The organism is Mesorhizobium sp. B2-5-13 (genome assembly GCF_006440535.1).
GTDB lineage: Bacteria > Pseudomonadota > Alphaproteobacteria > Rhizobiales > Rhizobiaceae > Mesorhizobium > Mesorhizobium salmacidum.
Window position 1 is genome coordinate 13769 of the sequence record NZ_VFUI01000015.1, and the last position, 20161, is coordinate 33929.

The following is a 20161-nucleotide window of genomic DNA, read 5'->3' on the forward strand; positions in this document are numbered from 1 at the left end:
CTGGCCGATGTTCGACAACGAGGCTCTGCGAATTTGGTTGCCCGGTTTGCCGCTCGGGTGCCCGCCGATCAGCCATCCGCAAAAAGCGTTGCCGCAACGGCGATTGAGGTCAGGCTCGTCATTGCAAGGAATGCTCTGATGACGTGCGACATCTCCCACATATTCCGGAAATCTCTCCAATCACCATCTTGCTTCCGAGCGAACATCGAGAAAAACGCCACGCCCGATCTCGGCATGGCGACGTCCTGCACCCAGAAATTATTGACGGGGTGTGTGAGCAACCAATAGGTCGCGTGTTGCGCGGCCAGGAAGAATAGCGACGCGAGCGTCCACCAGAAACGAGTACTTGCAGAAGGCGTCAAATAGAGCAGGATGGCGAGCGCGAGGATGCCTCCGATTTCGGCAAAACCGCCGATCGTGAAGCCGGGATAGTAGATCGTCTGCACTGCCTTGTAGGTCGCCTCTTTCAGGCGTATTTTGCCCGGTAGCTCCAACGCATGTGCCAGCGAGAGCGCTGTTGCGATTGCAACCAGCAGGAGCGTGAAAACCATCAAGACGCGCATGCTGTTACTCTTTAACCGTGCCCTTTCGCAATCGGCATAGGGAGACGGTTAGCCGCCGCCGTGGCCGGCAGAACGCAGGGAAGTCATCGTGCAGCCGTTCGGCTATGCCACGAGCACAGGGATTGATCGACAAGACGGGTCAGGTGGGGTCGCACCGCGCGCGGTTGCGAACAGGAGACGATCCTCACCTAAGCCGCCCGGCGCGTCAGAACATGATCCTTTGCCTCAACCAGGTAAGAAACCTGTTGCCGCCAATTGTCGCGCGGACCCGAGCCGCAGCCCACCGCGCTTTCATGGTAGCGCCTACGTGACAATCGCAAACGATGTCATGCAGTTGCCAGTCGTTCAGTTCGAAGAAGCGCTTGGCCTCGCCATAGGTGTCATCCCTTAGACCCGACGCGCGCAGCATCGGGTCTTCGAAGGCAACAGTTATTGCCGACCCTTCGCCGCGTGCCATGGCGCGTGCTTCCGGATGCATGTGTTCGGTGCCTGTAAACGCGCCAAGGCATCGCTCGGGATTCTGATCGAGAAGTTCAGCCCATCGCGCGATACGCTCATCTCGCGTCATTTCCGTATGTGGCGCCGAGGGTTCAATCCTGGCGACGGCCTGCAGTTGATCGAGTGTCTGGTGTTTCATGGTCAGCTCCTGTCGTGGAGGGAGAAGTGCCCACGCCTTCAAGGGAATTATCGCGCGGCGGTGCTTCGACAAGGGCGCAAAACCGGAGAATTCGGCCCCCACCAAAATGCGGCTGGGCGGATCATAAACGCGCTGACAGCGTTCACCGAATGGAGGGCCTTTCCATAAGCCACTGATCCAGGATCAGGATGCATCCATGCTCATCCAGCCGATCGACTATTTCCTTGCCATCTGGTTCTCTGTTGCCGCTGCCTCCACTCTCTATGTCGGCTTCGACCAGTACCGCAACAATCCCGAACCGGTGGTGATGAAGTGGGGCTTCATCCTGGTGACCCTCTATATGGGCCCAATCGGCCTGCTGCTCTATGTGTTGGCCGACAAGGAACCACGACCGGGCGAGCACGAGGACTTTACACGGCCGCTGTGGAAGCAGGGCGTCGGCTCGACCATTCACTGCGTTGCCGGGGATGCGACAGGCATCATTCTGGCCGCCGTCATCACGGCGATGCTCGGCTTGCCGATGTGGCTCGATCTCGTCGTCGAATATGTCTCCGGCTTCGCCTTCGGCCTGTTCATCTTCCAGTCGCTGTTCATGAAGTCGATGATGGGCGGCACCTATTGGCAGAATGTGCGCAAGAGCTTCCTGCCCGAGTTCATCTCGATGAATTTCATGATGGCAGGAATGGCACCTGTCATGAGCTTCTTGATGATGGGACGTGACATGCGCGCGATGGAGCCGACGGAACTTCTGTTCTGGGGCGTGATGTCGATCGGCGTTATCGCCGGCTTCACGCTCGCTTATCCCGCCAATGTCTGGCTGGTGGCGCGCGGATTGAAGCATGGGCTGATGACGCTGCACCCGCAGACCACCGGAACGAGCAGCCGAGAACCGTCTGCGCACCAACGGCAAGGACGACACCACGACAAAACCTCCCACGGGGCCAAAAGCAGTGGCCACCAGATGAATTCGGACGCTACGACCACGCAGATCGCGGCCCTTGGCCTGGTGTCCTTGATCACGCTGGCGGTCGGCATGGCCGCGCCGGCGAACTGGCTGAACTTGACGCTATCGGCGCGTGACGTCGGTGGGGTGATCATGCCGCAAGGCATGATCATGGATCGCGAAACGCCGGCCGAGGCCATGCGTGACATGGCGGCAACCGATCCGCGTCGGGTGACAGCGTCCTACGATCTCGCTGCCAGAGGCGACCAGGAACTGCCGTTTCGCCTGGAGAACGGCATCAAGGTGTTCGAGCTCAGGCCGTCGGTGATCCGTTGGCAGATATTGCCCGACGTCGCGGTCGATGCCTATGCCTATAACGGACAGATTCCCGGGCCGCGCATCCACATCAGACAGGGCGACAGGGTCCGCATCAATGTCACCAATGACCTACCGGAGGAAACCACGGTGCATTGGCACGGCATGATCCTGCCGAACCAGATGGACGGCCCCGCCGAGATTACTCAGGCGCCGATCGAGCCCGGGCAATCCTATTCCTATGAATTCACCGCCACCCAGCATGGGACCTATTTCTATCATCCGCACGCCAAGCCCGACCGCACCCAGGCGCTCGGCCTCTATGGCGCGCTGATCATCGACCCCTCCAACCCCGCCGATGAGGTTCAGGCCGACCATGACTACGCGCTCGAACTACAGGAATGGCTGGTGCGCGATGGGCTGACCTATCCCTCGATGCCGATGGAAGGCGGCATGCCGAATTTTTTCACCATCAACGGCAGGGCCTATCCCTCAACCGATACGATCCACATGAAGCTCGGCGAGACGCTGAAAGTGCGTTTCATCGGCACCAATAATGGCTTTATCCATCCAATGCATATCCATGGCGGCCCCTTCGAGGTCGTTGCCCGCGATGGCGAAACACTTGCCCCGCCGGCGCGTTTCCTGGCCGATACGATCAACGTTGGGCCAGGGCAACGCTATGACGTCGTCTGGAAGGCGCGACAGCGCGGCAAATGGCTGATCCACTGCCACATTCCGCATCACACGACGAACAACAATGTCGAGGAAAAGGGCGGCGGCGGGTTGATGGTCATCATCGACGTCAGCTAATCGAGACTGAGCCGATAGCCGAACAGGTGCGCTCTGCCGACAGAGGAGCGGTCCCATGGCGACCCGGCACCCCCGCGACAATCCGGAGGTTGCGTTCATCGCATCCTACTTCTTGATAATGTTGCCGTCGCGCAGGTCGAATGCCTCGGCGTCGCGAGCCTGGCGGTAGAAATCGTCCTGCAATTCACCCCATTCGCCGAGAAAAGCACCGCAATTGCTGCAATAAATTGGCGTCGACTCCGTGGCGTCGTCGGGAATGTCCATCTGGATCGTCCCACAAGTCTTGCAATCGAGTTTGTCGTCCAATTTGCGTGCCATTTTCCAATGATCGCGCATTTTCACACAGGAGCCAATTGTCGATTCCGTACAGAGCGGTGCCTGCGATCACCCTCTGCTTCGTTTTGATCCGGTCCAAGATGCGGATCAAGCGATGGCACGTTTCCGTGCGAGCGGCTCAGACGGCAAGCTGACGTCGGTCCGATGTTTTTCGCGTTCAGGGCTTCCGGGCCGGCAGTGGTGGAGAGGGTTGGATTCGAACCAACGTAAGCTAAGCTAACGGATTTACAGTCCGTCCCCTTTAACCACTCGGGCACCTCTCCAATCTGCCGCCGCAGCCATGCAACGAGGCATTCGCGCCAATTTCGGACCCGAGTTGTGTCTTCTCCGAAACCAGCGAAGCGCCTTATGGCGGCAAGGCCAGTGGGTGTCAACCGCGCAGGAAGGGTTTTTCGATGTTGTTCGCCGGCTGCGGCGACAGGGCATATCCTTGGCGGGAGGAGACGGCTATAGAAGCCGGCCATGAGCAACAATTCCAATACCCCGAAAGACACCCACTACGCCAAGCTGCGCCGCGCCTTTCGCGACGAGAAAAGCGGCGGCGCGCCGGCGTTCAAGCCCCGGCAACCCGTGCCACCAGGCGAAAACGCGGCCGACGGGCTGGTGCGGCTCTACGGCCTGCATACGGTGCGTGCGGCACTCGACAATCCGCGCCGCCGGATCAAGAAAATGCTGGTGACGCGCAATGCGGCCGAGCGCCTTGAGATAGCCGATCTCGCCGCCTTGCCCTTCAAGGCGGAACTGGTCGAACCCAGGGACATCGACAAAGTCACCGGCTCGGACGCCGTGCATCAGGGCGTACTGATCGAGGCGGAGCCGCTGAAGCCCAAGCGCCTCGACGCACTCGGCGACACCAGGCTGGTGCTGGTGCTCGACCAGGTCACCGATCCGCACAATGTCGGCGCCATCCTGCGTTCGGCGGTGGCTTTCGGCGCCGGCGCGTTGATCACCACGGCCCGCCATAGTCCGCAGGAATCCGGCGTGCTGGCAAAATCCGCCTCCGGCGCGCTGGAGCATATCGATCAGATCGAGGTCAAGAACCTCGCCGATGCGCTGGGCCAGTTGCACGAGGCCGGCTTCCAGACCATCGGGCTTGATTCGGACGGGCCGGCGGAACTCGAAATCAGCTTTGCCGGAGACCGGATAGCGCTGGTGCTCGGCGCCGAAGGCAAGGGCCTGCGCCAGAAGACGCGCGAGACCGTGACGACGTTGGCCCGCCTCGACATGCCCGGCGCTATCCGCTCGCTCAACGTGTCGAACGCAGCGGCGGTCAGCCTTTATGCAGCGCGGGCATTTCTGAAGCGCGGCTGACTGGGAGCGGCAAGCCTCTCGCGCTGACTGGGAGCGGCAAGCCTCTCGCCAGGAACCAAAACGGGTTCCGGCGACGCTTGCCGGAACCCGTTCCTGGGTGAGGACAAAAGGTGACGGCTTGGGAACGTTATGCCGCCCTCTCCCGACCTATGCCGCTTTGCCTTTCACTTCGGCTGGCTCGCCACCGATCTCGAAATTCGCCATCCGCTCCAGCGCCCTCACCAGCGCGGAATGATCTTCCTTCGCGCCGCCATTGGCCGCACAGGAATTGAACAGCTGCTGGGTGGTCGAGGTGTTGGGCAGTGACACACCGAGCGCTTTCGCACCCTCCAGTGCCAGGTTGAGATCCTTCTGGTGAAGTTCGATGCGGAAACCCGGAGCGAAGGTGCGCTTGACCATGCGCTCGCCATGCACTTCGAGGATGCGTGACGCTGCCAGCCCGCCCATCAGCGCCTGCCTGACTTTGGCCGGATCGGCGCCGGCTTTGGATGCAAAAACAAGTGCTTCGGCGACGGCTTCAATGGTTAGCGCGACGACGATCTGGTTGGCGACCTTGGTGGTCTGGCCGACACCGTTCGGCCCGACCAGCGTGATGTTCTTGCCCATCTTTTCGAAAACCGGTTTCGCACGCTCGAAGATCTTTTCGTCGCCGCCGACCATGATGCTGAGGGATGCTGCCTTGGCGCCGACCTCACCGCCCGAAACCGGCGCATCGAGATAGGCGCAACCGAGATCGTTGATCCTTTTTGCGAATTCCTTTGTCTCGATCGGCGAGATCGAACTCATGTCGATGACGAGTTTGCCCTTGGTCAGGCCGGACGCGACGCCGTTCTGACCGAACAGCACCTCGGCCACCTGTGGGGTATCCGGCACCATGATGATGATGATCTCGGCGGCCTTGGCCACGGCGGCATGGCCGGTAACCGTCTTCAGGCCCTTGGCAATGAGATCGGCCGGCGGCTTGGAGCGGTGGTCGCTGGCGATGACGCTGTAGCCGGCGTCGAGCAGATGCCCCGCCATAGGCGCGCCCATGGTGCCGAGGCCGATAAAGCCGATAATTTCCATTGTTTCTCTCCGTCTCTGTCAGGGCAGCGTGCCGTGGCGCGAAATTCCCACTACGCCGCCGCGCTTCCCCGCCCGGTCAGTTCCCTGAACCAACCCAGTCCGGCTTCCGTCCCCGCCTTCGGCTTGTATTCCGCCCCCACCCAGCCGGAATAGCCAATCCGATCGATATGGTCGTAAAGGAAAGGATAATTGATCTCGCCCGTCCCCGGCTCGTGACGGCCGGGATTGTCCGCAAGCTGGATATGAGCGATGCGGCCGAGGTTTGCCTCGATTTTACGGGCGAGATCCCCCTCCATGATCTGCATGTGATAGATGTCGTATTGCAGGTACAGGTTCTTCGAGCCGACGCGGTCGATCAGGGCCAGCGCCTGGTCGGAATAGTTCAGGAAGAAGCCGGGAATATCGCGCGTATTGATTGGTTCGATCAGCAGCTTGATGCCGGCTTGCTGCAGCTTCTCCGCCGCGAAGGCGAGATTTTCGGCAAAGACATTTCCAAGCGTATCCCGTGCAATGCCCTGCGGCGCGATGCCGGCGAGGCAGTTGACCTGCCCGCAGCCAAGCGCCTGCGCATAGGTGATCGCCTTGGCAATGCCCTGGCGGAATTCCGGCACGCGATCCGGCAGCACGGCGATGCCGCGCTCGCCCTTGGCCCAGTCACCCGCCGGCAGGTTGAACAGCACTTGCGTCAGGTCGTTCTTCTTCAGTCGTGCGGCCACCACATCGGGCGCGTGATCATAAGGGCCGACATATTCGACACCCTTGAAGCCGGCGCGGGCGGCGGCATCGAAACGGTCGAGGAAATCATGCTCGCCAAAGAGCATCGACAGATTGGCTGAAAACCGCGGCATTCTTTTTCTCCCTGGGGCATCGGACCCAAAAGTGGAAACCGGTTTTGGGATAATCCGATGTTCAAACAAAAATTAGTCGAGCATCACGATCGCGGTCGGCGCGTCTTCCTGACGTTCGGCAAGGTCCTCGAATTCGGTGATCTTGTCGATCTCGGTGCCCATCGAGATGTTGGTGACCCGTTCGAGAATGAATTCGAGCACGACCGGAACCTGGTGTTCCCTCATCAATCGCTCCGCTTGTTTGAAAGCGCCGGCGAATTCCTCCGGCTTGCGCACCCTGACCGCCTTGCAGCCCATCGCCTCGGCGACGGCGACATGGTCGACGCCGTAGCCGGCCTCGGGATCGCCGGTACGGTTGATGTTCTCGAAAGCGAGGCTGACCTCATAATCCATCGAGAAACCGCGCTGGGCCTGGCGGATCAGGCCGAGATAAGCATTGTTCACGACGACGTGGATGTAGGGCAGCTTGTGCTGCGCGCCGACCGCCAGTTCCTCGATCATGAACTGGAAATCATAGTCGCCCGACAGCGCCACGATGGTGCGGTCTGGATCGGCGGCGCGGACGCCAAGTGCTGCCGGCAGCGTCCAGCCGAGCGGACCGGCCTGGCCGCAATTGATCCAGTTGCGCGGCTTGTAGACATGCAGGAACTGCGCCCCGGCAATCTGCGACAGGCCGATGGTGGTGACATAGGTAACGTCACGGCCGAACGCCTTGTTCATCTCCTCATAGACACGCTGCGGCTTCAGCGGCACCTGGTCGAAATGCGTCTTGCGCTTCATCGTCTTCTTGCGGCCCTGGCATTCCTTGGCCCAGTCCGACCAGTCGCGCAGCTTGCCCGCCGTCTTCCACTCGGTGGCGACGTCGAGCAGCATCTTCAGCGCCGCGCCCGCATCGGAGACGACGCCGAGATCGGGCGCGAAGACACGGCCTATTTGAGTGGGCTCGATGTCGACATGGATGAATTTCCTGCCGTTGGTGTAGACGTCGACCGAGCCGGTGTGGCGGTTGGCCCAGCGGTTGCCGATGCCGAAGACGAAATCGGCTTCCAACATGGTGGCGTTGCCGTAGCGGTGCGAAGTCTGCAGCCCGCACATACCGGCCATCAGCCGGTGATCGTCGGGGATCGTGCCCCAGCCCATCAGCGTCGGGATCACCGGAACGCCCGTGATCTCGGCAAATTCGATCAGCAGGTCGGAGGCGTCGGCATTGATGATGCCGCCGCCGGCGACGATCAGCGGCTTCTCGGCCGCGTTGAGCATCGCCAGCGCCTTTTCGGCCTGGGCGCGTGTCATCGCCGGCTTGAATGGAGCCAGCGGCTCATAGGCATCGATGTCGAACTCGATCTCGGCCAGCTGGACGTCGACCGGCAGGTCGATCAGCACCGGACCCGGCCGCGACGAGCGCATCAGATGGAACGCCTTCTGCAGCGCCATCGGCACCAGATAGGGCTCCATGACCGTCACCGCCCATTTGGCGACGGGCGCGGCGATGGCGGCGATGTCGACAGCCTGGAAATCCTCCTTGTTGAGGCGCGCGCGCGGCGCCTGTCCGGTGATGCACAGGATCGGAATGGAATCGGCCGCGGCCGAATAGAGCCCGGTGATCATGTCGGTGCCGGCCGGCCCCGAAGTGCCGATACAGAGACCGATATTGCCTGCCTTGGCGCGGGTATAGCCTTCGGCCATATGCGAGGCGCCTTCGACGTGGCGGGCAAGGACATGGCGGATGGTGCCCCTCGCCTTCATCGCCGAATACAGCGGATTGATCGCCGCGCCCGGCACGCCGAAGGCACAGGAAATGCCTTCCTTTTCGAGAACGAGAACAGCGGCATCGACAGCGCGCATCCTTGCCATTTCCAGCCTCCACGAGATGATTGTTGGATGGCTAAGGATGTCACCGGGCCGGCTATTTTTCAATTTTTCCAGAATATTTTTTCATTTTGAGAAAACGATGACTATCCACTGATTTCATTGACTTTTCTCTTTTCCAGGGATTTGCGCTCGGGAATTCCTGAAAAACTTTTTCATTGCATCTTGGAAGAAACGCCCGAGAATGCCGGCCATGGAAACGAACGAAAAACGTCAGCGCGGGCGTCCGCGCTCCTTCAATGGTCCGGCCGAAGCTGCCTCGGTGCAGTCGCTCGACCGTGCCTTGCGCATTCTGGCCATTGTCGCGGAAGGCAGCGGTCTGTCGCTGAGCGAGATATCGGCGCAAACCGGGCTCGCCGCCTCCACCGCCTACCGCATGCTGACGACGCTCGAAAACCACGGCATGGTCGAGTTCGATACATCAGACCAGCTCTGGTCGATCGGTGTCGAGACCTACCGCATGGGTGCGGCGTTCCTGCGCCGCCGCAAGCTTGTGGATCGTGCCCGCATCGTCATGCAGGAACTGATGGAGAAGACCGGCGAGACCGCCAATCTCGGCGTCGCCGAGGACGACTGCGTGGTCTTCGTCAGCCAGGTCGAAACACACCAGGCGATCCGCGCCTTCTTTCGGCCGGGAACGCGCAGTCCCTTCCATGCCTCGGGCATCGGCAAGGCGGTGCTGGCGCATCTCGAACCGGAGCGCGTCGGAGCCATCCTGCGCAAGGTGGGCCTGCAGCGCTATACGGACAAGACCCTTTCCGACATCTCTTCCCTCGCCCATGATCTGGCGGCCACCAAGCATCGCGGCTGGTCGGTAGACGACGAGGAGCGCCACCCCGGCATGCGTTGTGTCGCCGCCGCCATTTTCAACGAGTATGGCGAACCGATCGGCGGCGTTTCCGTTTCCGGACCGACGGTACGGGTCACGCCCGACCGACTGGCCGAGATCGGCCCGCTTGTGCGCGACGCCGCGATCCAGGTGACCAAGATGATAGGCGGCGTGGCGTTCAGTTGATCACCAAGCGCATGGCAAGGTGTTTGGAGCCGCATGTCCGACATGGCGCGCGCTGAATAAAATTGGCCGTCTTGCCGTGGCGCCCGAATGCATGCGACAGGGCGCGAATGAGGAAAATGGTTCAGCTTCTGCTCGCCGCTTCGCTTTGCGGATGCGTGGCGACGACGCCACGACCCGATACCGGCGGCCAGCGGGTCAATCCCATCCCGATCTCACTCGCGCTGGAAGAGATCATCACGACCGGCATCCGCCAGCGCCTGCTGGATTCGGCCTCCGCCAGATTCGGGACCATGCTCGCCGGCGAGCGAACGCTTGACGGCCGCCAGGAGATCGTGGTCTGCGGCACCGTCAACGCCAAGACCTCGCCTGGCGTCGATGGCGGCGACAAGCCATTCATCGCCAAAGTCTATCCGCAAGCCGCAAGCAGCTTTGAACTGGTCGCGATGGGCGACGATACGGAGGCTGCCCGGCTTCAAATTGGCGGCTCCTGCCGCGCGGCCGGTTTGCCGATCCTCGACCCGAAGACGCACCTCTAGAAGACGGCCTTCAAACGACGAAGAGGGGCTGCCTCGCAACCCCTCTTTCCTGTCGCCCGCCTCCCCTCTTTCCTGTCGCCCGCCTCCCCTCAGAGTCGGCAGTAATGGCTGTAGCCGTCATGGCCGATATAGGTATCGGAATCCGGGTCGTAGCTCGCGTAACGGTCGAAGCAGCGGCGGACGTGCCAGGAACCGCCATCTTCGTCGGTATAGACCGTACGCGGTTGCTGCTGGGCAAGCAGGCTGCCGAGGACGAAGCCGCCGACGCCGGCGGCGATGCCGATGCCGAGGTCGTGGTGATGCGAGTGAGCCGCCGATGGCTGGACGGTGCCGACCAAAGCGGTGGCGCCGATGGTGGTGGCGATGAGGCTGGAAACGAGTGTGCGCTTGAACATGATGATCTCCTTGCTTCGTTAACCGAGGCGATCCATCCGCCCCTTGATCATCTGTCGCCGCGGCATTGAAAAAGGTTCGACGGGGTTTGATTTTTTTCGGGGAAGCTGGGATCCGCTGCCTGAAGGCGCGGCGGCCCCGCCGGCGTTGATCATCCAGATTCCGGCGCTTCAGGCACCTTGCGCCCAATCGCGTCATCGGCCGTGACGGCGACAGATCGATGCAAAAAGGGCGGCCGAAGCCGCCCTTTTCTGGATTGGTTTTCAATCACGCCGTCAGGCTGCGCTCAGTAGATGATGATGCGGTGGTGGTGATGACGGTGATGATGATGGCCATAGATCCACCAGTAATCCGGGTAGTCCGGGTAATCCTGATAGTAGAGGTAGTCGTCGAAATGACGATGATGGTGATGCATGCCATGAGCCGACGAAGACTGGACGGTGCCGGCGAGCGCGCCGGATGCAACGACGATGGCGACGAGGCCGGAAACAAGACTGCGCTTAAGCATAATGATCTCCTGGATCCTTTGATCGAGGCGACCATTCGCCTCCAAGGATCAGTCGGCGCGCCGCGGCGAAAGGTTCGACAGTTCCAGAGATTTTTTTGAAACACGGTGGGCGTGTAGTGAGCAGGCAGTTCGCGCCATGACCACTTTACTCACCACGGGCTCAGCCCATGCCGGTGATATGGCGAAGCCAGAAGGCAAGCGCGATGAAACCGATGATCGTTGTGACGCCCGTCCAGTCGACATTGGCCTTCTTCACATCGCTGATGAGCTTCACCAGCAGCATCCACGCCACGATGACGATAGGGAGAATGATGACAAGCCTTATCATGCGACACTCCAATCCGAAGCGATTGCACCCTCATCCTCATGTAGGAAGCGCGTTTGCGGATTTCAGCACGGGCCATGGCATCATCCACCACGGCCGACGCCCAAAAACGGAGTTTTGTCTTTACTGGCGCAACAAATATGCTAACCGGAGCGCCGTGCCCTTGTAGCTCAGCTGGTAGAGCAGCGGTTTTGTAAACCGAAGGTCGGCGGTTCGATTCCGTCCGGGGGCACCAGCCTTCGCTCTTCGAGCTCCGGGTGGCGGGCCACCCCAAGCCCTTAGAAGCAGGTCCTCCGAAACCCCGGTGTAGAGCGATTACGAGCGCCGCCACTCTCTATGAGGCGCTCGCGATTTGGGCCGACACGTTCGTCCTGGTGAACGTATTCCTCACCCTCACAGACTTGTAGACATAAGCAGCCCAGATGCCGACCCCCACGAAAGACGCGAGGGGTGCCACCAGCGCATCGCCTGCGAGCACCTGGTTCACCGGAACGCCCAGAATTGACGAAGTCCAGATCGTATCCAGGACAAAAACGACAGGGATCGCAAGGCACTGAAGCAGAAACAGTTGCGGGAACCGGCGGCTTCGCCGCAGCATCGAAACCAGCACAACCAGCTGAAGCGCCAGAAATGCGAGATTGAGGGCAACCTCCCCATACACCGCCAGCGGCCCATTTGGGAGAGTCATGAGTTGCCGGTAGCCGTCGGTCGAATTGGCGAAGTCGGCGAGCGTGCGCAGCGGTGACAATGTCTGACCGATCGCCAGCAGCATCAGCCAGCCACCGAAGCCCACAAGAGCCTCAGGATTCTGTGACGGCTTCGCGGCTGACCGGACAGCAAAGAAAACAGGCACGCCGATCAGCAGCAGCACGATCACCCAATGCCAGATGGAAAACGTTCCCATTTATTCCCCCCTTTTTAATACCCTTATAAGTTGTATCATATTTCAAGTTCAACTCAAGAGCTGAATTTTTCGTAGACAACGATACCGAAGCGACGATTTCTCCTGCCTGCTCCCTCACACCCCGATCGCCGCCGCCAATATCCTGCTCTGTCCCGGAAGCGGCAGGCTGCCATCTGCGGGAACACTCCTGAGAAACCGCTAGCGCCGCCGGGCGTCGGCGAAGACTTGGTTGGTGCAGGATCGATGAGCCTATTTTGGCGGCCTACAGCGCTCTTTGCGGGCAAGGCATCCCGGCGGCATCACCGCAGCGTGAGGCCGTGGGGACCGGCCTGGCGCTCATTTGTTCCGACTGGCGCACCAGTTCGGCGAAGACAAGCGCAAAACTTCCCAACATGACAAAGACGATGATCAGGCGTGCTACCGGCAATATGTCGGCCTCGTCTGGCTGGCGCATGTCCCCCGGCATCAGGATCCGCGGGATCACGCGCACAAATCTAACGTGCCGCAGCGCCCTTGCGTCCCGAAGGATAAGGTAGATGCTGCGGGCGCCCCACGCCACCCATGCCGGCTAACATGATCGGTCCGGCTTTACGAGACCTTAAGCCTGGCATTAACCATCACATTCGGTCGCGCCACGACATCAACCGCGACCGCCCCATGCGGCGGCACTGCCGCACCGTCGCTCCGTGAACCGGCAGAGGCTCTCTTTGCAGACCCGCCCGCCTCATGCTACCCCGGCGCTGGCGCGGCCGGAACCTGCCGGCGCCAATCGGTCGCGATCGGGAAGCCATGAGCACAGCCAACAGCATCGCTTTCGTCTCGTCCGAGACAACAGACGCCAAGGCGGCGCTGGAGAGCCTGTCGGCGCGCTATGGCCAATGTTCGGTCGCCGAGGCGACTGTTGTGGTGGCGCTGGGTGGCGACGGCTTCCTGTTGCAGACCTTGCGCGACACGATGGGTACGGGAAAAAAAGTCTACGGTATGAACCGTGGCACAATCGGCTTCCTGATGAATGAGTACCGGTCGGGAGGACTCACCGAGCGCATCGCGGCCGCTGTCGCCGAAACGATCCGCCCGCTGGAGATGCTGGCAACCACCTCGGATGGCGAACAAGTCACGGCGCTCGCGATCAACGAAGTTGCGCTGTGGCGTCAATCCTATCAGACGGCCAAGATCCGCATCAGCGTCGATGACCAGATACGGCTCGAGGAACTGAACTGCGATGGCGTCATGATCGCGACGCCAGCCGGATCGACCGCATATAATCTTTCCGCGCACGGCCCTATCCTTCCGCTCGACGCGCCCCTTTTGGCTCTCACGCCGGTCAGCCCGTTTCGTCCGCGACGCTGGCGCGGCGCATTGCTTTCCAACAAGGCGACCGTGCGCTTCGACATTCTGGAGTCGGAAAAGCGGCCGGTGAACGCAGCCGCCGACCACACGGAGGTCAAGGCGGTGACCTCGGTCACGGTACGGGAATCGCCGACTGCCACCGCGACTTTGCTATTCGATCCCAACCACTCCTGGAACGAACGCATCCTGGCCGAACAGTTCCGTTACTGAGCCGGCACAGAGACAAGCGGCCGGATTAAGCATCGCGATTAAGGTTACAACTTCACAATCGCGCCAATCCTGCCCGTTTCTGTTGACAAATCGTGGGCTTGCGCCTAATCGCAATACCAATCTTGCAGGCGCGTGGCGCTTGCCGCGACGAATGACGTTGCGCTTCCCCGAACCAGCCAAAGACAGCAACACTTGTCCTCAGACACGACGATCGCTCAAGAAGCGTTGACCTTTTCAGACCTCGGCCTATCGCCGAAGGTGCTTTCCGCAGTCACCGATGCCGGCTACACCCAGCCGACCCCGATCCAGGCTGGCGCGATCCCGCACGCCTTGCTCGGCAAGGACGTGCTGGGCATTGCCCAGACCGGCACCGGCAAGACCGCCTCCTTCGTGCTGCCGATGCTGACCCGGCTCGAAAAGGGCCGCGCCCGCGCCCGCATGCCGCGCACGCTGATCCTGGAGCCGACGCGTGAGCTTGCCGCGCAGGTCGAAGAGAACTTCGTCAAATACGGCAAGAACCACAAGCTCAACATCGCGCTGCTGATCGGCGGCGTGTCGTTTGACGAGCAGGACAAGAAGCTGGAGCGCGGCGCCGACGTGCTGATCGCTACGCCAGGCCGTCTGCTCGACCACCGCGAGCGCGGCAAGCTGCTGCTCAACGGTGTCGAGATCCTGGTCATAGACGAGGCCGACCGTATGCTCGACATGGGTTTCATTCCCGACATCGAGCGTATCTGCGAGATGATCCCTTTCACCCGGCAGACGCTGTTCTTCTCGGCGACCATGCCGCCAGAGATCACCAAGCTGACGGAAAAATTCCTGCATGCGCCGGTGCGCGTCGAGGTCTCCAAGGCCGCGTCGGCGGCTACCAACATCACCCAGCGGCTGGTCAAATCGGGCTCGAAGCCTTGGGACAAGCGCGAAACACTGCGCAACCTGATCAAGGCCGAGGACGCGGAGCTGAAGAACGCGATCATCTTCTGTAATCGCAAGATCGAGGTTTCGGAGCTGTTCCGCTCGCTGCTGAAATATGACTTCGACGCCGGTGCGCTGCATGGCGACATGGACCAGCGCGCGCGCATGCAGATGCTGGCCAATTTCCGCGACGGCAAGCTGCGCTATCTCGTCGCCTCGGACGTCGCCGCGCGCGGCCTCGACATTCCCGATGTCAGCCATGTCTTCAACTACGACGTGCCGATCCATGCCGAGGACTATGTCCACCGCATCGGCCGCACAGGCCGCGCCGGGCGCTCAGGCAAGTCCTTCACCATCGCGACCAAGTCCGACACCAAGTATATCGACGCCATCGAACGGCTGATCGGCACCAAGATCGAATGGCATGACGGCGACCTGTCGACGGTGGTTGCCAGCGAAGGCGAGGACGATGCTCCGCGCCGCGGCAAAGGCGCGCCGCGCCGCGCCGGCCGCAAGGACGAGGACCGCAGCGACAGGGGCGGACGCAAGAAGGGCGGCGAGCGTCGCGGCAGACACAGCGAGGAAGATGCCGCGACCGCGGTTGCTCAACCGCAGCCCGATGTGGCCGAGACGGCCGATATTGTCGAACGGCGCGCGCGCAAGGATGCAATCCGTTCGGAAAACACCGAACGCAAATCATCCGACCGCAATGAGCCGCGCGCACCTGAGCGTGGTGACACCAGGCCGCAGCGCAGCAACAACCGCCCTGCCCGCCACCATCAGGAAGACAACGACACCACAGTCGGCTTCGGCGACGACATGCCGGCCTTCATGCGCATCGTCGCCAAGGTCTGATTCCAACCAGCAAGCCGGCTACCCGGCTTGCCTCCTTTTTTGCCCTGCCGCCAAGAGCAATTCGAGGAAAGCCGCCTAGCGCTTTTCCGTCCGGAATTGCGTGGAAACGAAGCATTGGCGCGGTTCGGCAATTCTATTGGACGCTGGTCCGCTCCAGGTCACATCGGTCCGGGCATCATCTTGGTCGGTTTCTCAAGCATCGGAAACTCGGCCTTGTTGCATTTCACCTTCGGATTCGTCGGACTGAACATGCCGTTCGGATTGTCATCGAGCCAGGCGTGAAGATCGTAGTGGACGAACTCCTTCGGGATGAGCGGATAGTGCCCCTCCATCGGGCCCATGAAGGTTTGACCAAACAGCTTTGGTGGCTCCTTGACGTCCGGGGTCAGCGGCACCAGCCACTCCACCCCAACCAAGTGCAGGCCTTTTTTCGTTGGTTCGTAGATCAACACATTGGGATGCATCGGATCTAGTTTCTGGCCGACACTTGGAACGTTGACGAAATGGATGCCCATGGCGCCCTTCGGATAATCCATGGAGCCGAGTATCTTTTCTCCGCTGTAATAGACGCAGCCGACTGTCGACAGGTAGAGATCGCGGACGGCGGCGGTGTAGTCCTGATATTTGGCGAGCGATTTCTTCAACGCGTCGATGTCGGCCTTGTTGGCGTCCTCGGCATGAGCCGTGGCGAGGCCTAACCATGCACCTACAACGCTTGTCAAAGCCAGGACGCCGCAGCGCCCAAGACTGGCTGTTCTTGTCATGCATTCCTCCCAGATTTCATGATCTGGCCGTGCAAGACCGAGGCGGCAAAGATGTTGATTGCGCGGCCGATTAAACCGCCCCATCCCCTCTGGAACAGCGTCGATGCTAATCCTTTCCACGGCTGCGGAAAAGCACTTATTAGATATTGCTAATTTTATTTGATCGCCGTCATGAAACCGGGCGCCAAAATACGCCTGGATAAAAAAACGGCCCCGTTGGGGGCCGTTTTTCGCATGAGACGCCATTCTGCTCAGGTGAGCGGCGACAGCTGGATCTCGACGCGTCGGTTCTGGGCCCGGCCCTCGGCAGTGGCATTGGAGGCGACGGGCCGCGTCTTGCCAAATCCGGTGACGGCGAAGCGGCGCTGATCGACGCCCTGGCCGGACAGATAATTCGCGACCGCCAGCGCACGGCGCTGCGACAGATCGAAATTGTGCTGGTCGCCACCGGTCGAATCGGTATGGCCGAAAACGTCGACCGTGGTCTGCTTGAACTTCTTCAGCACCAGCGCCACCGAATTCAGCACCTGGTAGAAGCCGGGCTTCACCGCGTCCTGGTCGGTGTTGAAGGTGATGTCGGACGGCATGTTGAGGATGATCTGGTCGCCGCTACGGGTGACACTGACGCCGGTGCCCTCGAGCTGCCGGCGCAATTCAGCCTCGTTCTGGTCCATGGTGGCGCCGATGGCGCCGCCTGCCAGCGCGCCGATGCCGGCGCCGATCAGCGCATTGCGGCGGTCATTGCCGCCGGCAAGCAGACCAAGGCTGGCGCCTGCCAGGGCGCCAAGACCCGCCCCTGCGGCCGTGTTGGAAATCTTCTGGTCGCCCGTATACGGATCGGTGGTGGTGCACGCGGTCACGAGCAGAGCCGTCGCCATAACGACGAGCACGGTCTTCTTCATAGGATGGTCCCTCTCCAAGTCACGCCTTACGATGGCGCCAAATCAGCCCTTGTCGCGACTTGTACCACGAAATGCGGCGAAAAACGGAACGGGAAAAGTGGCCGTCGCGGCTTTTCCCCCGGGTCCGTTGCGCATCGAAGCACCTTGGCGGGCTACCAGAGATTCTTGCCGTCAATGACCACCACTTCGACCTTGTCGAGGTCGAAGTCATCGAACAGCCGCGAGTTGACGCTGATCTTCGGATTGTCGAAATCCGGCTCGCCGGTCGACCAGTCCGGCGTTTCGGTGAAGGTGCCGCAGCCGCAGGTTGCGCAAAAACCATGCTTTACGGTCTTCGAGCCCCATTGGTAAAAGGAAACGTTCTTCAGCGGCGTGATGAGCTTGAACTGGGACGGGGTGTAATAGGCCCAGAGCGAGCCGCGTTTCGAGCAGAACGAACAGGTGCATTGTGTCACCGTCCGCGGCGCCTCCGACACCTCGAATATCGTCGCCTTGCAGTGGCAGCTTCCCTTGATGGCCATGAACATCACCTCTCCATTGTCCGTCGCCCAAGCGGCAAGGCACCATAAAGAAGCGATCCTGACAACCGTCCGTCAGCAGACGCGTCTGCCGAATGGCGTTGGCCGCCGGCGCAGCATCAAAAAGAGCGCGGCGGCACGAACAGGCATATCGTCTTGCCGGCGTCGAGACCGGCCTGATGAGCGCACCAGTGAAACTCGCCGTCAGGGCTGTCCTTGATGCGCTTGTCCGTCATGGGAACCACCTCGCCGGTGCCGGCGATCACGTAGCCCTCGGGTTTCTCCAGCACCTCGCCGGTATGCGTGGCACGACAGTCATAGTTGGCGCAGCAGGCGAATGGATAGCTCCAACCCTGCGGCTTTGCCGCCGTGGGCGTGGCGTCATGAGCAAAGGCAGCTGGCGCGCACATCGCGATCACGCCAACGGCGAACAGGGAAAACATAAGTCGGCCGACCGGTTGAACGGCTCGGGCCGATCTGGGCGTGGCAGCGGACATAGGACGTTCCTTTCGAGCGTCAAGCATTTCGCCTGCCCGTTCCCGGAACGTTTCTTCCCAGTGGCCGGATCGTCAGGTCGCAGATATGCCGCGTCCGGCCATAAATGCTTTTTGTCTCCCAGCGCTTGGATGCTGGGCTGATTCCTTGGTCGGCGCAAGAAGCCGCAGCGCCCGGATATGGGCGCAAGCGCATGACATACTGCTACCGCTGACGAGATTCAGGCCAGGTTTGTTCCCGGCAGGCGGGGCATGCAAACAACGGGATTGATCCGGAGTGGTTCCAGCCGGCCGATCGTCAGATGCGGGCAATCACATGCTCTTGATCACTGGTGACATTGCCGCAGATCGTCCGCGATGGAGAACCAGCCGCCCTGCAGCCACGAAGATGTGGGCAACCGGACGAATGACAAACATGCGACGCGCCCGTTTTGGGGACAGGAAAAGACCCTCTTCCCGCACGAGAGCAATACGCCGAACCAGAAACCTTGCGATGGCCGGCGCGCTTGTGGCTGGCACCGGCGGAAAGCGTGTGGTCAACCGCTCACCGCACGGCGATACGTCCGCTTTTGCGACGAGCTCGCCGTCATTGCCCGCATGAGCAGCCTAATCCAGGTCGGCTACCACTTCGCCCGCGCCGCCCTCGATGCGTTGCGACAGCGAGGCTTCCATGAAGTCGTCGAGATCGCCATCGAGCACGCTAGACGGGTTGGTGCTTTCGACGCCGGTGCGCAGATCCTTCACCAACTGATAGGGCTGCAGCACGTAGGAACGGATCTGGTGGCCCCAGCCGATATCGCTCTTCGACGCCTCGGTCGCGTTGGCGACCGCTTCGCGCTTTTTAAGCTCTTCCTCGTAGAGTCGCGAGCGCAGCATTTCCCAAGCCTTGGCCTTGTTCTTGTGCTGCGAGCGTTCGGCCTGGCAAGCGACCGCGATGCCGGTGGCGATATGGGTGATGCGCACGGCCGAATCGGTGGTGTTGACGTGCTGGCCGCCCGAGCCGGACGAACGATAGGTATCGATGCGCACGTCGGATTCGGAGACGTCGATCTCTATCCTGTCGTCGACGACGGGATAGACCCAGACGCTGGAGAAGGACGTATGACGGCGCGCATTGCTGTCATAGGGTGAGATGCGCACCAGGCGGTGGACGCCGGATTCGGTCTTCATCCAGCCATAGGCATTGTGCCCCTTGATCAGCAAGGTGGCGGACTTGATGCCGGCCTCTTCGCCGTCATGCACTTCCAGCACCTCGACCTTGAAGCGGCGGCGCTCGGCCCAGCGCGTGTACATGCGCAACAGCATCGAGGCCCAGTCCTGGCTTTCGGTACCGCCGGCGCCGGCATGGATTTCGAGATAGGTGTCGTTGGCGTCGGCCTCGCCCGAGAGCAACGTCTCGACCTGGCGGGCCTTTGCCTCCCCCTGCATCGAGCGGATCGCGGCCTCGGCCTCGGCGATGACGCCTTCGTCGCCCTCTTCCTCGCCAAGCTCGATCAGGCCGATATTGTCTTCCAGCGCCTGGGTCAGGCCCTTGACCGCCGCGATGCCTTCCTCGAGGCCCTGGCGTTCGCGCATCAGCTTCTGCGCTTCCAGCGGTTCGTTCCAGAGGCTTGCGTCCTCGGCCCGCACGTTCAGGTATTCAAGCCGCTTTATGGCCTGATCCCAGTCAAAGATGCCTCCTCAGCAGGGTAATCGCCTGCCTGATCTCATCGACAATATTCTGCGTTTCCGCGCGCATGGCCTGATATTTTGTCCTGTTGCTGAATGACGCT

At 61.1% G+C, this 20161-nt stretch carries 22 protein-coding genes and 2 tRNA genes; 7 read left to right on the forward strand and 17 right to left on the reverse strand.

Annotation, left to right across the window (positions count from 1 at the left end; all coding sequences use genetic code 11):
- Positions 1-68: 68 nt before the first annotated feature.
- Positions 69-563, reverse strand: coding sequence for a DUF1772 domain-containing protein (locus tag FJ434_RS21735; protein ID WP_140508847.1), 495 nt, complete (start codon positions 561-563; stop codon positions 69-71).
- Between the two features lie 205 nt (positions 564-768).
- A complete protein-coding gene (locus tag FJ434_RS21740) occupies positions 769-1200 on the reverse strand; it encodes a hypothetical protein (protein ID WP_140711492.1) in 432 nt (143 codons plus the stop codon).
- Between the two features lie 196 nt (positions 1201-1396).
- On the opposite strand from FJ434_RS21740, the gene FJ434_RS21745 reads away from it, so the two are divergent.
- Positions 1397-3271: a DUF4396 domain-containing protein gene (locus FJ434_RS21745; RefSeq protein ID WP_140751199.1), complete on the forward strand. Its 1875-nt coding sequence runs from the start codon at positions 1397-1399 to the stop codon at positions 3269-3271.
- 105 nt (positions 3272-3376) lie between these two features.
- Here the strand turns inward: FJ434_RS21745 and FJ434_RS21750 are convergent, their stop codons facing one another.
- Both FJ434_RS21750 and FJ434_RS21755 read right to left on the reverse strand, forming a co-directional pair.
- Positions 3377-3589, reverse strand: coding sequence for a hypothetical protein (locus FJ434_RS21750; RefSeq protein WP_181166063.1), 213 nt, complete (start codon positions 3587-3589; stop codon positions 3377-3379).
- 196 nt (positions 3590-3785) lie between these two features.
- A tRNA-Tyr gene (locus FJ434_RS21755) sits at positions 3786-3870 on the reverse strand.
- A gap of 199 nt (positions 3871-4069) precedes the next feature.
- Here FJ434_RS21755 and FJ434_RS21760 point away from each other — a divergent pair.
- Entirely contained in the window at positions 4070-4918 is an 849-nt protein-coding gene (locus FJ434_RS21760) for an RNA methyltransferase (RefSeq protein ID WP_140508841.1), read from the forward strand.
- A gap of 147 nt (positions 4919-5065) precedes the next feature.
- On the opposite strand, the gene FJ434_RS21765 is transcribed toward FJ434_RS21760, so the two are convergent.
- The 3 genes from FJ434_RS21765 to gcl all read right to left on the reverse strand — a co-directional run bounded on the left by FJ434_RS21765 (position 5066) and on the right by gcl (position 8685).
- On the reverse strand, positions 5066-5983 hold the full coding sequence (locus FJ434_RS21765; protein ID WP_140751201.1) for a 2-hydroxy-3-oxopropionate reductase: 918 nt from the start codon (positions 5981-5983) through the stop codon (positions 5066-5068).
- A 50-nt stretch (positions 5984-6033) separates the two neighbouring features.
- The gene (gene otnI / locus FJ434_RS21770; RefSeq protein ID WP_140751202.1) at positions 6034-6831 is read right to left on the reverse strand and encodes a 2-oxo-tetronate isomerase; all 798 of its coding nucleotides are present in this window, start codon (positions 6829-6831) and stop codon (positions 6034-6036) included.
- A gap of 72 nt (positions 6832-6903) precedes the next feature.
- Positions 6904-8685 (reverse strand): glyoxylate carboligase, encoded by a 1782-nt coding sequence (gene gcl / locus FJ434_RS21775; RefSeq protein ID WP_140751204.1) that lies wholly within the window; start codon positions 8683-8685, stop codon positions 6904-6906.
- Positions 8686-8893: 208 nt separating this feature from the next.
- Here gcl and bhcR point away from each other — a divergent pair, with 208 nt between their 5' ends.
- Positions 8894-9715 (forward strand): HTH-type transcriptional regulator BhcR, encoded by an 822-nt coding sequence (gene bhcR / locus FJ434_RS21780; RefSeq protein WP_140751206.1) that lies wholly within the window; start codon positions 8894-8896, stop codon positions 9713-9715.
- A gap of 116 nt (positions 9716-9831) precedes the next feature.
- Positions 9832-10251 (forward strand): hypothetical protein, encoded by a 420-nt coding sequence (locus FJ434_RS21785; RefSeq protein ID WP_246672579.1) that lies wholly within the window; start codon positions 9832-9834, stop codon positions 10249-10251.
- 89 nt (positions 10252-10340) lie between these two features.
- Here FJ434_RS21785 and FJ434_RS21790 read toward each other — a convergent pair whose 3' ends face one another.
- The 3 genes from FJ434_RS21790 to FJ434_RS21800 all read right to left on the reverse strand — a co-directional run bounded on the left by FJ434_RS21790 (position 10341) and on the right by FJ434_RS21800 (position 11480).
- Positions 10341-10646, reverse strand: coding sequence for a BA14K family protein (locus tag FJ434_RS21790; RefSeq protein WP_140751208.1), 306 nt, complete (start codon positions 10644-10646; stop codon positions 10341-10343).
- 284 nt (positions 10647-10930) lie between these two features.
- Positions 10931-11152: a hypothetical protein gene (locus FJ434_RS21795; RefSeq protein WP_140508827.1), complete on the reverse strand. Its 222-nt coding sequence runs from the start codon at positions 11150-11152 to the stop codon at positions 10931-10933.
- 160 nt (positions 11153-11312) lie between these two features.
- The gene (locus FJ434_RS21800) at positions 11313-11480 is read right to left on the reverse strand and encodes a hypothetical protein (RefSeq protein ID WP_140508825.1); all 168 of its coding nucleotides are present in this window, start codon (positions 11478-11480) and stop codon (positions 11313-11315) included.
- Between the two features lie 156 nt (positions 11481-11636).
- Here FJ434_RS21800 and FJ434_RS21805 point away from each other — a divergent pair.
- Positions 11637-11712, forward strand: a tRNA-Thr gene (locus FJ434_RS21805).
- A gap of 99 nt (positions 11713-11811) precedes the next feature.
- Here the strand turns inward: FJ434_RS21805 and FJ434_RS21810 are convergent.
- Complete coding sequence (locus tag FJ434_RS21810) at positions 11812-12381, reverse strand: DUF2569 family protein (protein WP_140751210.1); 570 nt, start codon at positions 12379-12381, stop codon at positions 11812-11814.
- Positions 12382-12643: 262 nt separating this feature from the next.
- Positions 12644-12865, reverse strand: coding sequence for a hypothetical protein (locus tag FJ434_RS21815; RefSeq protein WP_246672578.1), 222 nt, complete (start codon positions 12863-12865; stop codon positions 12644-12646).
- 305 nt (positions 12866-13170) lie between these two features.
- Between FJ434_RS21815 and FJ434_RS21820 the strand changes: the two genes are divergently transcribed.
- The gene (locus FJ434_RS21820; protein WP_140751212.1) at positions 13171-13941 is read left to right on the forward strand and encodes an NAD kinase; all 771 of its coding nucleotides are present in this window, start codon (positions 13171-13173) and stop codon (positions 13939-13941) included.
- 192 nt (positions 13942-14133) lie between these two features.
- Entirely contained in the window at positions 14134-15711 is a 1578-nt protein-coding gene (locus FJ434_RS21825) for a DEAD/DEAH box helicase (protein ID WP_181166054.1), read from the forward strand.
- Positions 15712-15869: 158 nt separating this feature from the next.
- On the opposite strand, the gene FJ434_RS21830 is transcribed toward FJ434_RS21825, so the two are convergent.
- The 5 genes from FJ434_RS21830 to prfB all read right to left on the reverse strand — a co-directional run bounded on the left by FJ434_RS21830 (position 15870) and on the right by prfB (position 20127).
- A complete protein-coding gene (locus tag FJ434_RS21830) occupies positions 15870-16475 on the reverse strand; it encodes a hypothetical protein (RefSeq protein WP_140751283.1) in 606 nt (201 codons plus the stop codon).
- 251 nt (positions 16476-16726) lie between these two features.
- Positions 16727-17377, reverse strand: a complete 651-nt coding sequence (locus FJ434_RS21835) for an OmpA family protein (protein WP_015318025.1) — start codon at positions 17375-17377, stop codon at positions 16727-16729.
- 152 nt (positions 17378-17529) lie between these two features.
- Positions 17530-17898, reverse strand: a complete 369-nt coding sequence (locus FJ434_RS21840) for a GFA family protein (protein ID WP_027146857.1) — start codon at positions 17896-17898, stop codon at positions 17530-17532.
- Positions 17899-18014: 116 nt separating this feature from the next.
- Positions 18015-18392, reverse strand: a complete 378-nt coding sequence (locus tag FJ434_RS21845; protein ID WP_140508820.1) for a hypothetical protein — start codon at positions 18390-18392, stop codon at positions 18015-18017.
- Positions 18393-18995: 603 nt separating this feature from the next.
- A protein-coding gene (gene prfB / locus FJ434_RS21850; RefSeq protein WP_140508819.1) for a peptide chain release factor 2 occupies positions 18996-20127 on the reverse strand; the annotation gives its coding sequence in 2 pieces (ribosomal slippage) (positions 18996-20060 and positions 20062-20127; 1131 coding nt in all).
- Between the last annotated feature and the right edge of the window lie 34 nt (positions 20128-20161).

What these genes read in the sequence shown, in the direction of transcription:
- FJ434_RS21735 (WP_140508847.1), bottom strand. Translation starts at nt 563, where the DNA reads ATGCGCGTCTTGATGGTTTTCACGCTCCTGCTGGTTGCAATCGCAACA.
- FJ434_RS21740 (WP_140711492.1), bottom strand. Translation starts at nt 1,200, where the DNA reads ATGAAACACCAGACACTCGATCAACTGCAGGCCGTCGCCAGGATTGAA.
- FJ434_RS21745 (WP_140751199.1), top strand. Translation starts at nt 1,397, where the DNA reads ATGCTCATCCAGCCGATCGACTATTTCCTTGCCATCTGGTTCTCTGTT.
- FJ434_RS21750 (WP_181166063.1), bottom strand. Translation starts at nt 3,589, where the DNA reads ATGGCACGCAAATTGGACGACAAACTCGATTGCAAGACTTGTGGGACG.
- FJ434_RS21760 (WP_140508841.1), top strand. Translation starts at nt 4,070, where the DNA reads ATGAGCAACAATTCCAATACCCCGAAAGACACCCACTACGCCAAGCTG.
- FJ434_RS21765 (WP_140751201.1), bottom strand. Translation starts at nt 5,983, where the DNA reads ATGGAAATTATCGGCTTTATCGGCCTCGGCACCATGGGCGCGCCTATG.
- otnI (WP_140751202.1), bottom strand. Translation starts at nt 6,831, where the DNA reads ATGCCGCGGTTTTCAGCCAATCTGTCGATGCTCTTTGGCGAGCATGAT.
- gcl (WP_140751204.1), bottom strand. Translation starts at nt 8,685, where the DNA reads ATGGCAAGGATGCGCGCTGTCGATGCCGCTGTTCTCGTTCTCGAAAAG.
- bhcR (WP_140751206.1), top strand. Translation starts at nt 8,894, where the DNA reads ATGGAAACGAACGAAAAACGTCAGCGCGGGCGTCCGCGCTCCTTCAAT.
- FJ434_RS21785 (WP_246672579.1), top strand. Translation starts at nt 9,832, where the DNA reads ATGGTTCAGCTTCTGCTCGCCGCTTCGCTTTGCGGATGCGTGGCGACG.
- FJ434_RS21790 (WP_140751208.1), bottom strand. Translation starts at nt 10,646, where the DNA reads ATGTTCAAGCGCACACTCGTTTCCAGCCTCATCGCCACCACCATCGGC.
- FJ434_RS21795 (WP_140508827.1), bottom strand. Translation starts at nt 11,152, where the DNA reads ATGCTTAAGCGCAGTCTTGTTTCCGGCCTCGTCGCCATCGTCGTTGCA.
- FJ434_RS21800 (WP_140508825.1), bottom strand. Translation starts at nt 11,480, where the DNA reads ATGATAAGGCTTGTCATCATTCTCCCTATCGTCATCGTGGCGTGGATG.
- FJ434_RS21810 (WP_140751210.1), bottom strand. Translation starts at nt 12,381, where the DNA reads ATGGGAACGTTTTCCATCTGGCATTGGGTGATCGTGCTGCTGCTGATC.
- FJ434_RS21820 (WP_140751212.1), top strand. Translation starts at nt 13,171, where the DNA reads ATGAGCACAGCCAACAGCATCGCTTTCGTCTCGTCCGAGACAACAGAC.
- FJ434_RS21830 (WP_140751283.1), bottom strand. Translation starts at nt 16,475, where the DNA reads ATGACAAGAACAGCCAGTCTTGGGCGCTGCGGCGTCCTGGCTTTGACA.
- FJ434_RS21835 (WP_015318025.1), bottom strand. Translation starts at nt 17,377, where the DNA reads ATGAAGAAGACCGTGCTCGTCGTTATGGCGACGGCTCTGCTCGTGACC.
- FJ434_RS21840 (WP_027146857.1), bottom strand. Translation starts at nt 17,898, where the DNA reads ATGGCCATCAAGGGAAGCTGCCACTGCAAGGCGACGATATTCGAGGTG.
- FJ434_RS21845 (WP_140508820.1), bottom strand. Translation starts at nt 18,392, where the DNA reads ATGTCCGCTGCCACGCCCAGATCGGCCCGAGCCGTTCAACCGGTCGGC.